General features: G+C 70.0%; 13 protein-coding genes. 4 read left to right on the top strand and 9 right to left on the bottom strand.

Annotation, left to right across the window (positions count from 1 at the left end; all coding sequences use genetic code 11):
• Nucleotides 1-5: 5 nt before the first annotated feature.
• The 7 genes from OG876_RS33255 to dop are packed head-to-tail and all read right to left on the bottom strand — an operon-like array spanning nt 6 to nt 6,577.
• On the bottom strand, nt 6-638 hold the full coding sequence (locus OG876_RS33255; protein ID WP_328520641.1) for a GNAT family N-acetyltransferase: 633 nt from the start codon (nt 636-638) through the stop codon (nt 6-8).
• 44 nt (nt 639-682) lie between these two features.
• Complete coding sequence (locus OG876_RS33250) at nt 683-2,431, bottom strand: beta-N-acetylglucosaminidase domain-containing protein (RefSeq protein ID WP_328520640.1); 1,749 nt, start codon at nt 2,429-2,431, stop codon at nt 683-685.
• A 12-nt stretch (nt 2,432-2,443) separates the two neighbouring features.
• Entirely contained in the window at nt 2,444-3,058 is a 615-nt protein-coding gene (locus tag OG876_RS33245) for an NUDIX hydrolase (protein ID WP_328520639.1), read from the bottom strand.
• Nucleotides 3,055-3,900 carry a proteasome subunit alpha gene (gene prcA / locus OG876_RS33240; protein WP_328520638.1) on the bottom strand — a complete coding sequence of 282 codons (846 nt, stop codon included), beginning with the start codon at nt 3,898-3,900 and terminating at the stop codon, nt 3,055-3,057. Before prcA ends, OG876_RS33245 begins: the two co-directional genes overlap by 4 nt.
• A gap of 37 nt (nt 3,901-3,937) precedes the next feature.
• Nucleotides 3,938-4,780 (bottom strand): proteasome subunit beta, encoded by an 843-nt coding sequence (prcB, locus tag OG876_RS33235; RefSeq protein WP_328520637.1) that lies wholly within the window; start codon nt 4,778-4,780, stop codon nt 3,938-3,940.
• Nucleotides 4,781-4,788: 8 nt separating this feature from the next.
• On the bottom strand, nt 4,789-4,998 hold the full coding sequence (locus tag OG876_RS33230; protein ID WP_328520636.1) for a ubiquitin-like protein Pup: 210 nt from the start codon (nt 4,996-4,998) through the stop codon (nt 4,789-4,791).
• 58 nt (nt 4,999-5,056) lie between these two features.
• On the bottom strand, nt 5,057-6,577 hold the full coding sequence (dop, locus tag OG876_RS33225; RefSeq protein WP_328520635.1) for a depupylase/deamidase Dop: 1,521 nt from the start codon (nt 6,575-6,577) through the stop codon (nt 5,057-5,059).
• Between the two features lie 73 nt (nt 6,578-6,650).
• On the opposite strand from dop, the gene OG876_RS33220 reads away from it, so the two are divergent.
• The 4 genes from OG876_RS33220 (at nt 6,651) to OG876_RS33205 (ending at nt 9,369) form a co-directional block, all read left to right on the top strand.
• A complete protein-coding gene (locus OG876_RS33220; protein ID WP_328520634.1) occupies nt 6,651-7,151 on the top strand; it encodes an NUDIX hydrolase in 501 nt (166 codons plus the stop codon).
• Nucleotides 7,148-7,888 (top strand): phosphotransferase, encoded by a 741-nt coding sequence (locus tag OG876_RS33215; RefSeq protein WP_328520633.1) that lies wholly within the window; start codon nt 7,148-7,150, stop codon nt 7,886-7,888. The genes OG876_RS33220 and OG876_RS33215 overlap by 4 nt, the downstream gene beginning before the upstream one ends.
• A gap of 72 nt (nt 7,889-7,960) precedes the next feature.
• Entirely contained in the window at nt 7,961-8,542 is a 582-nt protein-coding gene (locus tag OG876_RS33210; RefSeq protein WP_328520632.1) for an RNA polymerase sigma factor, read from the top strand.
• Nucleotides 8,539-9,369, top strand: coding sequence for a hypothetical protein (locus tag OG876_RS33205; protein WP_328520631.1), 831 nt, complete (start codon nt 8,539-8,541; stop codon nt 9,367-9,369). The genes OG876_RS33210 and OG876_RS33205 overlap by 4 nt, the downstream gene beginning before the upstream one ends.
• 16 nt (nt 9,370-9,385) lie before the next feature.
• Here OG876_RS33205 and OG876_RS33200 read toward each other — a convergent pair whose 3' ends face one another.
• Complete coding sequence (locus OG876_RS33200) at nt 9,386-9,739, bottom strand: hypothetical protein (RefSeq protein WP_328520630.1); 354 nt, start codon at nt 9,737-9,739, stop codon at nt 9,386-9,388.
• A 60-nt stretch (nt 9,740-9,799) separates the two neighbouring features.
• Nucleotides 9,800-12,628, bottom strand: a complete 2,829-nt coding sequence (locus OG876_RS33195; protein WP_328520629.1) for an ATP-binding protein — start codon at nt 12,626-12,628, stop codon at nt 9,800-9,802.
• Nucleotides 12,629-12,657: the final 29 nt, after the last annotated feature.

The raw sequence follows: 12,657 nt of genomic DNA, 5'->3' as shown, positions 1-12,657 counted from the left end.
TCAGCCTACGCGATGAACCAGGACCGGCAGTCCTCCAGGCCGACGACCTCGACCGGGGTCTCCTGCCAGTCCTCGCGGGTCAGGCGGAGCCGATCCGACACCACCGGCTTGCCGTGCAGCACGTCGCGGGAGATGCCGTCCGGGCGATAGCCGAGCTTGCGCGACACGCCCTGCGAGCCGGCGTTGTCCTGGAAGACCTCGGTCAGCGCCGCCTCGGCATCCAGCCCGGCGAAGGCGAGGTGCAGCAGTGCTCTCCGGGCCTCGGTGCCGAAGCCCTGGCCATGGTGCTCGAGCCCGAGCCACGACCACGTCTTGACCTCGCGGAGGATGGCGAAGTCAGTTGCCCGCAGCGCCACGATGCCGAGGGGGACGCCGTCGCGGAACACACCGAGCTGCAGTGCCCAGTTCTGCGGCGTCCAGGACGACAGGTCCTCCCAGTAGCCCTGCAGCACGCTCCGAGCGCGTTCGGAGGGCGGACGGTCTGTCCACGGGGTGAGGAACGGCTGCTCGCCCGGCTGGTGGACGCCGGCGGCCGCGACGTCGGCCAGCGCCGCCAACTCCCCCTCGTCCGGCTGTCGCAGTACGAGCCGTTCAGTGACGAGTCGGAGGCCGCGCAGCGGCCAGTGATCGATCAGCACCGGGTCATCCTCCCGGTCCGGGCGAGACGCGGCAAGCCAAATTCCTACGAGTCCATCACCCTGGTCAGGAACATGTCGGCGACGCCGTCGGCGATGCGGGGGTAGGTCTGGGAGTGCGGGAGGCGGATGTCGCGGATCTCCTCGGCCTGGGTGACCAGGTGGTTGATCTGGGCCCGGCTGGTGGCGACGTCCGAGCTGTTGCCCTCGGCTCGTGCTTCGAGGACGCGGAGGGCCTCGCGGAGCGCCTGACCCCAGTAGAAGCTCGCGTCGAGCCAGGCATCGGTCTCGTCTGCGAAGGACGGGTCGGAGACACCGGCGCGGATCTGCGCCGGAGCGTTCTCGATCGCCTCGAAGTACGGCTCGAGCCCCGCGATCGCGCCGGCCAGGTCGCCGCCCTCCCAGGTCGCCCAGAACGCGGCGATCTTCGCGGCCAGCACCGGCGCGTTCGCCAGGTGCAGTTTCCCGTCGTACGTCGTCAGGTCGGCGAAGACCTCGAGCGCGGCGATCGTCTCGGGGTCGCCGGAGGCCCGCTCGGCGATCGCGCGATGCCAGGACGCCTGCTGGTCGTACGTCGCCGGGTTCCAGCCGAACTCCGCGAACGAGTAGAGCGCGAGCTTGCTGGCCCCGGCCTGGTTCATCGGGTTCGAGATCACGCCGACGACCTGGTCGGCCAGGCCGGGCTCGCGGTTGCTGTAGTCCGCGAGCAGGATCCGGCCGTGCGCGTAGTCGTTGACCGGGTAGTTGTCCCAGATCAGGATGTCGTGCCCGAACACGGCCTTCGCCTCGGCCGCTTGTGCGCTCGTGATCGTGTGCGGGACGACACCGATCCCGGTCCAGTGCACGACGATCGCACTGTCCAGCTGCTCCCGGAGCGCCTGCTTGTACGGCGACTCGGTCACGTCGTAGTACTCGGTCGGCACCATCTGCAGCGGGGCGAGATCGGGCTTGGTCGCGACCCACTCGCGCTGGATCCGGTTCAGGAGGTCGCTCTGCGCCCGTCCGGCTCCACCGCCACCGGCGCCGTACTTCTCCTCGTCCTCGGCGCAGTGCCACTTCTCGTACTCGATGTCGTCCAGCGGCACGTTGAACGCCCGGGCACCGAGCTCGTAGAGCGCCTCGAACTTGGCGATCAGCGCCTGGAACTCGGTGTCGTCGGTGTAGCGGATCGACAGGCCGGGCGAGAGCGCGAAGGTGAAGTCGACCTTGTTCCGCAGCGAGCGCTCGATCAGCTCGCCGAGCTCGGCCAGCTTGTCGGCCGGGTACGGGTCGCGCCACTGCTCGCGGTGGTACAGGTCGTCCTTCGGGGCGTACTGGTACGTGTTCATCCGGTGGGCGCCGAGGTAATCCAGGTGGTCGAGCCGGTCCGCGTGCGACCACGGCGTGCCGTAGAAGCCTTCGATCGAGCCGCGGTACCGCATCGTCGGCCAGTCGCGGATCTCCACACCGTCCAGATGGTTGCCCTGGACAAGTTGTGCGAAGGTCTGCGCGGCGTAGAAGGTCCCGTCCGTGTCGACGCCGTCGAGCACGATCTGGTTTCCGCCCACGACGACGACGTACCCCTCGGCCGGCAATCCCTCGGCCGCCTCCACGCCAACGGCGGCAGCGCTCGCGCCGAGCCTGACCGTCACGTCCGCTTCCCCGTCGGTGATGGTCTGTACGCCGACGCGCGCGAGAGCCTCGCGGACGACGCGCTCGGCGTCCGGGTCAGTGGTCGGACCGTGCACCAGCCCGATCGTGTCGCCGAGGTCGATGCCGTCGTCGCGGCGGGTGGTCTGCTGCGGTTCTGGAGTCACGATCCCAAGCTTTCAGAGAAGTCCGGCGTGGTCGAGAGCGAGGTACGCGGCATCGATTCCCGTCATCGCGCCAGGCGTCCGGAGCTCGGTGCGGAACGCGTCCACGGTCAGCTCGACCGGCACACAGTCCTCGAACTCGTCGAGCGCCTGCTTCCCGTCCGGCCGGCAGCCGCGGGCGATCGCGACGTACTTGCGAAAGGTCGAGGACGCCGAGGACCACTGCCAGCCGACCAGGTCGAGCGACTCGCAGGTGTACCCGGTCTCCTCCTCGAGCTCGCGGGCACCGGCCAACGCCGGGTCCTCCCCCGGCTCGACCAGCCCGCCGGGCAGGTTGGTGACGATCCGGTCGGGTCCGGCCCGGAACATCCGGATCGTCACGATCCGGCCTTCCGGGGTCAGCGGCAGCACGGTGATGCCGGCCGAGATCCCGGCGGACGACTCCGGGCCGAGCACGTCCCACTCCGCCTCGCGACCGTCCGGCAACCGGTAGCGCCGAAGCTGCACGGTCAGGAACCGGTGGAACCCCGGCTCCTCGCCGAGCAACTCCCACGGCTGTGGATCGCCGGGACGAGACAGGTCAGCCGCCGCGGAGTCCGCGGCGGCTGAACCTTCAGCTGACTCGCTCACAGCGGCCGGTTGTCGTCCGGCTCCTCAGGTGGCGCGATGGGTACGTCGTCCGCCGGCGCGACCGGGGTGTCGTCGGCCGAGGAAGCCGGCGTGGCGTCCCCACCGGGTTTTGCCTCGACGGGCTCAGTGGGAGTCTCGTCCGGTTTGGACTCGGACAGGATGCGCGCCAGCGTCTCCTCGGAGATCCGCTTGAACTTGCGCACCTGGGTCCGCGTCCGGTCCAGGACGGCGACCTCGATCTGGTCCGGGGTCAACTGGCGGACCTCGGTGCCGTCATGGCCGAGCGCATCCACGGCCAGCCGGAGCGCGCCGGCCAGCGAGATGCCCTCCTTGAAGTGCTCGCCGACGTAGTCCGCGACCTGCTCGGCCGGTCCACCCATCACGGCGTACCCGCGGACGTCCGCGATCGAGCCGTCGTAGGTGAGCCGGTAGATCTGGTCCTCGGCCGTGCTGGTGCCGACCTCGGCGACCAGGATCTCCACCTCGAGCGGCTTCTCACCGCCGGAGGAGAAGATCGCGCCGAGGGTCTGCGCGTACGCGTTGGCCAGCGCCCGGCCGGTGACGTCGCGCCGGTCGTAGGAGTACCCGCGCATGTCGGCCAGCCGGACGCCGGCGATCCGCAGGTTCTCGAACTCGTTGTACCGGCCGACGGCGGCGAACGCCATCCGGTCGTAGATCTCGGCCACCTTGTGCAGCGCGGGCGAGCGGTTCTCGGCGACGAACAGGATGCCGTCGGCGTACTGCAGGGCGATCGCGCTGCGGCCCTTGGCGATGCCCTTGCGGGCGAAGTCGGCCCGGTCCCGCATCAGCTGTTCGGGCGAGACGTAGAACGGAACGCTCATCGAAGGTGTCGTCCTCTATCAGTCGATCGGGATCAGGTCAGGTCAGGGACGCCGAGGCCGGGCCGTCGGGGCGGTTGTGGCGCTCGGCCCAGGCCGCGTCGACGATCGCGGCGACCTCGTCCTCCGGCATCCGCCGGTAGCCGTCCGCGGTGACCACACCGACCACCGGGAAGATCCGCCGCAGCATGTCCGGACCGCCGGTCGCCGAGTCGTCGTCGGCGGCGTCGATCAGGGACTGGATCACGGCCGTGACGCAGTCGGTCACCGAGCTGTCCTCGCGGTAGAGCTTCTTCAGCGCGCCGCGGGCGAACACCGAGCCCGAGCCGACGCTGTGGAAGTGGTGCTCCTCGTAGCGCCCGCCGGTCGGGTCGTAGGAGAAGATCCGGCCGCCCTTGATGTCCGGGTCGTAGCCCGCGAACAACGGCACCACGGTCAGGCCCTGCAGCGCCATCGAGAGGTTGCCCCGGATCAGCGCGCTCAGCCGGTTGGCCTTGCCGTCCAGGCTGAGGGTGGCGCCCTCGAGCTTCTCGTAGTGCTCCAGCTCCACCTGGAACAGCCGGACCATCTCGATCCCGAAGCCGGCGGTGCCCGCGAACGCGACCGCGGAGTACTCGTCGGCGGGGAACACCTTCTCGATGTCACGCTGGGCGATGATGTTGCCCATCGTGGCCCGCCGGTCGCCGGCCATCACCACGCCACCGGGGAAGGTGGCCGCGACGATCGTCGTACCGTGCGGGACGTCCTGGGAGAAGTCGGCCGACCCCAGGCTGCGCCGTCCCGGCAACAGGTCGGGCGCGTGCCCGGCCAGGAAGTCCATGAACGACGAGCCACCTGGGATCAGGAAGGCTTCCGGCAACCGGCCGGAGGCATCAAAAGTCATCGAGCGGTTCACTCCCCACCCTTTTGCACGAATCCGCGGACGAACTCCTCGGCGTTCTCCTCGAGCACCTCGTCGATCTCGTCGAGGATCGAGTCGACGTCGTCGTCGAGCCGCTCCTTGCGCTCCTGGGCGTCCTCCGACGCCTCGACCTGCTCGACCTCTTCCTCGGTCGACGAACGCTTCGGCTGCTTGTGCTGCTGACCGCCGTCCTTCGCCATGGCCACACACCTCCTAGAACCGCTGGGAGAGTCGCCCAACCGACTCTCAATAGCGACCCTACCCGGCGGCGCCCCCAGTAATGGTGCGAACCAGGTCACTCGCGGTGTCGCATTGGTCAAGAAGTGCCCCGACATGCGCTTTCGTGCCCCGCAGCGGATCGAGCGTCGGGATCCGTTGCAGCGACTCCTTGCCCGGCAGATCGAAGATCACCGAGTCCCAGGAGGCGGCCGCGACCTGCGGCGCGTACTGCTGCATGCAGCGGCCGCGGAAGTACGCCCGGGTATCGGTCGGCGGGTGCGAGACCGCCATCCGGATCTCCTCGTCGGACACCAGCCGCTGCATCCGGCCGGCCTTGACCAACTTGTAGTAAAGACCCTTGTCCGGGCGCAGGTCAGCGTACTGCAGGTCGACGAGATGGAGCTTCGAGTCGTCCCAGTCCAGGCCGTCGCGGTCGCGGTACGACTGGAGCAGTTTGTACTTCGCCACCCAGTCGAGCTGGTCGGCCAGCCTCATCGGGTCGGTGGCGAGCTGGTCGAGCACCTGCTCCCAGCGGTGCAGCACGTCCTTGGTCTGCCGGTCCGCGTCGTCGCCGTACTTGTCCTCGACGTACTTGCGGGCCTGCTCGAGGTACTCCGTCTGCAACTGGACCGCGGTCAGCTTGCGGCCGTCCTTGAGCGTCAGCAGGTACGTGCAGGTCGGGTCGTGGCTGACCTCGTGCAGCGCGCTGACCGGGCGGTCCACGCCGAGGTCGTCGGTCAGCCAGCCGTCCTCGATCATCGACAGCACCAGCGACGTCGTCCCGACCTTGAGGTACGTCGAGATCTCGGACAGGTTCGCGTCGCCGATGATGACGTGCAGGCGGCGGTAGCGGTCCGGATTCGCGTGCGGCTCGTCGCGGGTGTTGATGATCGGCCGCTTCAGCGTCGTCTCCAGCCCGACCTCGACCTCGAAGTAGTCGGCGCGCTGGCTGATCTGGAAACCGTGGGCTGCGCCGTCCTGCCCGATGCCGACGCGGCCGGCGCCTGTCACCACCTGACGGCTCACGAAGAACGGCGTCAGATGCCGCACGATCGACGCGAACGGCGTGGACCGGCGCATCAGGTAGTTCTCGTGCGAGCCGTACGACGCGCCCTTGTTGTCGGTGTTGTTCTTGTACAGGTTCAGCGGCGGGGCGCCGGGGATCTGGCGGGCCTGCCGGGCGCCTTCCATGATCACCAGCTCGCCGGCCTTGTCCCACACCACGACGTCGCGCGGGTTGGTGCACTCGGGGGCGGAGTACTCCGGGTGGGCGTGGTCGACGTACAGCCGGGCGCCGTTGGTGAGGATCACGTTCGCCAGGCCGGTCTCCTCGTCGGTGAGCTGGCTGGAATCGGCCACCTCCCGGCTGAGGTCGAAGCCGCGCGCGTCCCGCAGCGGGTGCTCCTCGTCGAAGTCCCACCGGGTCTTCCGCGCGAGCGGCTGCGTCTGGGCGTAACCGTTCACCACCTGGCTCGAGGTCAGCATCGGGTTGGCCCCGGGCTGGCCGGGCACCGAGATGCCGAACTCCGTCTCGGTTCCCATGATCCGCCGAACACTCATGCGAACGAGCCTACGCGGTGCCGCCGCCTAAAGGTGTTGCCGTGTCCACAGGGTTACGTGTGAAACTGCGCCCGTGGACGAATTGGTGGCGATCCTGGACGAGGACAACCGTGTCGCCGGATCGGCGCCTCGGTCGGTCATGCGCCGGGACAACCTGCGCCACGCGGCCACCGGCGTACTCGTCCGGAATCCGGCCGGCGACATCTACGTGCACCGTCGTACGCCGACGAAGGACGTCTACCCGGGCCGATACGACTTCGCCGCCGGAGGGGTCGTCGCGGCCGGCGAGGACCCGTACGACGCCGTGGTCCGGGAGCTGGCCGAGGAGCTCGGGATCACCGGTGCCGAGCTGGTGCGGTTGCCGGAGGGCGACTATGCCGACGAGCACACCCGCTACCGCGCGTACCTGTACAGCTGCGTCTGGGACGGCCCGGTCAAGCACCAGCCGGAGGAGGTCGAGTGGGGCGCGTGGATGTCCCCGGCCGACCTCGTCGCCAAGCTGGACGACCCGACCTGGTCCTTCATGCCCGACACCGCCGCCCTGCTCGGTCCGCTGGTCAGGAGTCTGGTGTGACGATCACGCAGGGCTGGGACAGCCACGCGTGGATCGAAGGCCCGTGGATCCACCGCTCACCTCGCCGCGCCGAGGTCCGTCCCCGGCTCCTGGCCGAGGCCACACTCCTCCCCTGGCTCGCCCCACAGCTCCCGCTGCCCGTACCCGTCCCGGAGACGACGGAGGACGGCGTACGCCACCTGATGCTGCCTGGTACGCCGTTGGAGGAGGGCAGTACTGCGCTCGGCCGCGAGCTCGGCGCCTTCCTCAGGGTCCTGCACGCCGTCGACCCGGCGGATGCGGTAGCCCACGGCGCCCAGGACGCTGAGACGGCTTTCGCGGCGAAGGCGACGTTTCTCGCGGAGTGCCGGGAGCGTGTGGTCCCGCTGCTGCCGGCCGACCGCCGTGCGCCCGCCGGCGAGCTCCTCGATCGTGTCGCCCAGGTGCGCACTTCGCTGGTGCACTGCGACCTCGGGCCTGACCACATCCTGGTGGCGGACGGGCGGATCACCGGCATCATCGACTGGACGGATGCCGAGATCGGCGACCCCGCACTGGACCTGTGCTGGCTCCTGAACGACGCACCGGCCTCAGTGCGCGTCGGCGTGGCCGAGACCTACGAGCCGAGCCCTGAGCTGCGGGAACGGTCCCTCGACTGGTGCAGGCTCGGCCCGTGGTACGGCGTACACCGCGGACTCCTCCTGGACCTCCCCGAGGACGTCGAGCACGGACTCAGCGACATCCTGGCCGCACTCTGATGCAACCATCGCGACGGTATCCGGTCACTACCCGGTGTGAAGATCATCCTGACTGACGATACGGAGCCGGTCATGGCTACGGGGTCCGATCCGGAGCTCTGGGAGCGGTTGCGCACCGGGGACCACTTCGCGCTGGGCGAGCTGTTCGACCGCTACGCGGACGAGGTGCACGCCTTCGCGTTCCGGCGGACTGCTTCCTGGAGTACCGCCGAGGACGTGGTCCAGGCGACATTCCTGAGCACCTGGCGGCGATTCCAGCGCAACCCACCAGGCCCGCTGACCGGACCCAGCGCCCGCGGCTGGCTGCTGATGGTGGCCAGCAACGAGTGCCGGACCCTCTTCCGTACGGCGAGCCGGCTGCGCAAACTGCTGGATCGTCTGCCCGACCCGGCGCCCGACGGCGATCACGCCGCCGAGGTCGCCCGCCGGCTGGACGACGAGCGCCGCATGTCGGCGATCCGTCGCGCCGTGGCCCAACTTCCCCGGCACGAACGGGAGACCCTCGAGCTCGTTGTCTGGTCCGGCCTCACGATGGCCGAGGCCGCGGACGCGCTCGGCGTACCGGTCGGGACGGTCAAGGCCCGGCTCCACCGCACCCGTCGCCGTTTCCCGGACCTGCTGACGCGGGTCGCGCTCACCGAGGAGCTCTCATGAACATCCAGCTCGACCCGCCAAAGGTTCCTCCGTTGACCTCGTCCCAGCGGTCCCGGCTCCGGAACCGGGTGATGGACAAGTCGATGCCCGGACGCGATCACTCGAACCGGCGCTGGGTCGCACCGATGGTTGCCGTCGCAGCCGTGGCAGCCGTGGTCGCCGGCACGCTCGTCGTCACCAGCAAGCAGTCCAGCGATCCCGGAGTCGCCGGCACACCGTCCCAGACCAGTGTCGACACTCCGGCCCGGGGCGGTGTGGATCTCGGAGCGGTTCCACGGGCCGATCTGTCTGGCCTCCTCCGCGACTGCACGTTCCCGCAGGAGAAAGGCACCGTCAAGCTGCTTTGGAGCCGTCACGTGCGAGGTATCACCAAGGACAGCACGACGTCGGTGGCGGTGGCGGTGAACTCGACGGGCAGTCATCCCGCATCCGCCAGGCTGGGATACAGGTTCTGCATGACGCGCGTGCCGCCGTCCGCCAAACTCGGAGCCGTCGGCAGCGTCGGCATCGTCGCCGACAAGGCCTGGACCGCCCGCCCGACGGCCGAGCGAGGCTTGGTGCCGCTCGGCGGGTCGGACACCGACTTCACGAACGACCTCGGCACCCTGCAGGCGTGGACCATCTACCTGGCTCGGCCGGATATCGCCAGAGTCGAAGCCCGGTACGTGGTGAACGGCAAGGCCGGTGAGTGGACCAAGGGGGTCGTCGACGGCGGCTTCGCCTACACGGAGGTCCAGGCACACGGGAAGTTCACGGTCGGCCAGCGCCTCAAGGCGGAGGTCCGCGCCTTCGACGCCGCCGGCAGGCCGGTACCGGTCAACGGGTAGCCGGGCCGGGCTCGGGTCAGCGCCGGCGGTAGTCCGGCCTGCCCGCGATCCGCGAGATCGAGCGAGCCAGGTTGATCCCGACCAGTCCACCCCAGCAGACGATCACCGCGATCGTGCCCTCCTGAGTGGCCGCGATCGCGGTGATCGGAATACCCATGACCACGGACACGATGGCGAGCGCGAGACCGCCTGGATCGGTCTCCCGGCTCTCCTTGACCGGCTTGGCCGGCGCGGCGACGGGGACCTGGGCAGCGCGCGCATCCAGCTTCTCCAGGAAGCTGTCGATCAGCTCCGCCTCGTACTCCGGCCCCAGCTCCTGCCGTGCGGCCACCGCCGCCCGCAGGTCCTTCCGCACCTCATCCGTCGCCATACCAGCAAGCTAAACCCGCCCGCGCCTCCCCGTAATCAGGGGAAACCCCGGTCGCACCCTTCAGCTCGGCCCGGACATCCGGTGGGCGATCGCGGCGGCCTCGATCCGGTTGGCTGCGCCGAGTTTCTGCAGGATGTGCGACACGTGGACGCCGACCGTCCGAACGCTGATCACCAGCGCCACCGCGATCTCCCGGTCGGTGCAGCCGCGGGACAGCAGGGTCAGCACCTCGGCCTCACGTGCTGTCAGCCCGAGAACCTCGTCAAGACCCTCGCCGGGCTCAGCCTCGGCCGCCGGGGTCGCGAGCCGCAGACGGGCCAGTTCGGCGAGCAACTCGAGCTCGCGCCGCAACGGCTGCGCACCGATCCGGACCGCAACCTCGTACGCCGAACGGGCGGGAATGCTCGCCTCGGTCCGGGACGCTCCGGCCGTGACCAAGGCCTCCGCCTGGCGCCACCGGCAGTAGGCGATGAGCGGTACACGGCCGAGGTCTGCCCAGCGGCCCGCGGCGTCGGCCCACAACTCAGGACCGGCGACGCCCCGGGCGCGCTGGTACTCGGCGTCGGCCAAACCGAACCAGGCGCTGCCGACCGGCGTCACCGATGCGGCGTCCTCGGCAGCACCACGGGCGACCGCGATCAGTTGATCGGCGCGGTCGAGCACCCTCCGCTCCGCGGCGTCATCGCGCCGGGTCCTGGCGACCGCGGCAAGCTCTGCCTGTGCTCGCAAACCCTTTGCACAGAACCACACCCGAAGCTGTGGGGCCTCGACCGAGCCCATCCGTTGCAAGGCCGCGTTCGTGTGATCCGCGGCGTCGGCCCACCGCCGGTCCCAGAGCGCGAGTTCGGCCAGGCAAACGTCGTAGATGCCGAGCCCACGGTCCGGACGCAGGGTCTCGAGCGCGGCGTCGAGGTGCTCCCGGGCCGCGACGAAGTCACCGCGGCCGACCTCGAGATCGGCTCGAAGCATCAGCAGCATGTACGGGAAGCTCGCCAAGGTCGATCGCAACGCGGCCGCGCTCAGTGCCTCGGCCTCGTCCCAGTCGCCCAGGGCGAGCAGCGCCTCGATCAGATTCGAGACCAGTACGGCGCTGTCGATGCCGTAGCGATGGACCGCCTCCAGACCCTGGCGACCGACCTGGACGGACTCCCGTAGCCGGCCCAGCATCGTCAGCGCATCGGTCAGATTGACGTACACCCGATCCAGCCCGATCCAGTCGCCGATCTCCTCGGCCAGCCGCAGCGCTTCGCCGAGATCGGACAGGCCCTCCTCCGTCCTGCCCAGATAGACGTGGTCGGCGCCACGCACGGTCAGCGCCCGAACCAGAGCCGCTCCGGCACCGGCGTCGCGCGCGAGCGCCAATGCCTGCTCCGCCAGCCGCGCGGACTCGGCGTGGCGCCAGGCGACCATCAGGCCGCCGGCGAACGAGGCGAGTACGTACGCCCGGTCCGGCAACGGCTCGGCCCGGGCAAGTTCGACCGCGCGCTCGAGCGCCGCGAGTCCGGACAGATCGCTGCCGATCTCGTGGAGGTACTCACCCAGCCGCATCTGCAGCAGCGCCGCGCGGCGCCGATCGCGGTCTCCGACCAGGTCGATCGCACGCCGGGCGAGCTCGACCGCCCGCGGCGCCGCGCCGGTCTCGCTGGCGACCTCGGCGGCCCACGCACAGATGCCGGCCAGATCGGACCCGGCGAGCTCGGCCGCGTTCGCCACCGCCGGCCACAGCGAGATGGCCCGTTCCAGATGGGTGCGCGCTTCGGCAAGACCGGCGACGGCGATCGCCTCGCGGGCGGCGGCGACGGAAGCTGCCAGTGCCTCCGCGGCGCGTCCCGCCGCTGCCCAGTGCGGTGCCAGCTCAGCCGGCGCGGCCGCTTCACTGCGCGCCAACTCCTCAGCGAGGCGTTCGTGGATCTCCTCGCGCTCACCCGGCAGCAGAGTCGCGTAGACCGCCTCCGCCAGCAGCGCATGGCGGAACCGAAAGCTGCTCGCCGTCGGCTCGGCGACCAGCACGCCGTACTCGACTGCCTCGCGCAGCGCTGCGCGAACGTCCTGCTCGGGCATCACTGCGACCGATCGCAGCAGCGCGTATCCGACCTCCCGGCCGGCGGCCGAGGCGATCCGGACGACCGTCCGGGACTGCTGATCGAGCCGGTCGACCCGTTGCAGCAAGAGCTCACGCAAGCCTCGCGGCAGACCGCCATCGCCGGCCGCGGCGATCAGTTCCTGCGCGAAGAACGGATTGCCCTCGGACCGGACCACGATCGCATCAGCGTCGGCGGTGGCCCGTGGCGGGACGTCGTACGCCGCGACGAGTGCGGCCAGATCGTGACGGTCGAGCGGTCCGAGATCCACGAGGAGTGCCGATCCCGAACGGCGTACTCCGTTGGCGAGCCGGAGCATGCGCTCACTCGACGACGGCTCGTCCGCCCGGTACGTCGCCACCAGCAGCACCGGCCGGTCGTCGACGTACTGCGCGAGGTACACCACGAGATCGAGCGTGGACGTGTCCGCCCAGTGCAGGTCTTCGAGGACGAGCAGCACCGGTGCGGACTCCGCCCGGTCCGTGAGCAGACCCAGGATGTTCTCGAAGACGCGGAACTGCTGGCCGTCGGCTCGAGGGAGGTCACCGACCGGACGCAGCGCCTGCGCGAACGGCTGGTACGGCAGCTCGGTGCCGACCAGGTCGATCGAGCGCCCGAGCAGGACTTCGAAGCCGGCGTCCCGGGCGCGTGCGGACAGCTCGGCGGTCAGCCGGGTCTTGCCGATGCCGGCGTCGCCCGCGATCAGGACGGTCCCGCCACGGCCGTTCCGGGCAGCGTCCAGTACGCCCTCGAGCGCCTCGAGTTCACGGGCGCGCCCGACGAACACATCGCTCGCGCGAGCCGTCATCTGGTCAGTATCACGCTGCATCGACTACG

It is taken from the genome of Kribbella sp. NBC_00359 (assembly GCF_036097425.1).
Lineage (GTDB): Bacteria > Actinomycetota > Actinomycetes > Propionibacteriales > Kribbellaceae > Kribbella.
Note: the sequence above shows the minus strand (reverse complement) of the source record. Positions and strands in the feature narration are given on the sequence as shown.

Coding starts and splice junctions, on each gene's coding strand:
- prcA (WP_328520638.1), bottom strand. CDS start 3,900: ATGAGCGTTCCGTTCTACGTCTCGCCCGAACAGCTGATGCGGGACCGG.
- prcB (WP_328520637.1), bottom strand. CDS start 4,780: ATGACTTTTGATGCCTCCGGCCGGTTGCCGGAAGCCTTCCTGATCCCA.
- OG876_RS33230 (WP_328520636.1), bottom strand. CDS start 4,998: ATGGCGAAGGACGGCGGTCAGCAGCACAAGCAGCCGAAGCGTTCGTCG.
- dop (WP_328520635.1), bottom strand. CDS start 6,577: ATGAGTGTTCGGCGGATCATGGGAACCGAGACGGAGTTCGGCATCTCG.
- OG876_RS33210 (WP_328520632.1), top strand. CDS start 7,961: ATGGCTACGGGGTCCGATCCGGAGCTCTGGGAGCGGTTGCGCACCGGG.
- OG876_RS33205 (WP_328520631.1), top strand. CDS start 8,539: ATGAACATCCAGCTCGACCCGCCAAAGGTTCCTCCGTTGACCTCGTCC.
- OG876_RS33200 (WP_328520630.1), bottom strand. CDS start 9,739: ATGGCGACGGATGAGGTGCGGAAGGACCTGCGGGCGGCGGTGGCCGCA.
- OG876_RS33195 (WP_328520629.1), bottom strand. CDS start 12,628: ATGACGGCTCGCGCGAGCGATGTGTTCGTCGGGCGCGCCCGTGAACTC.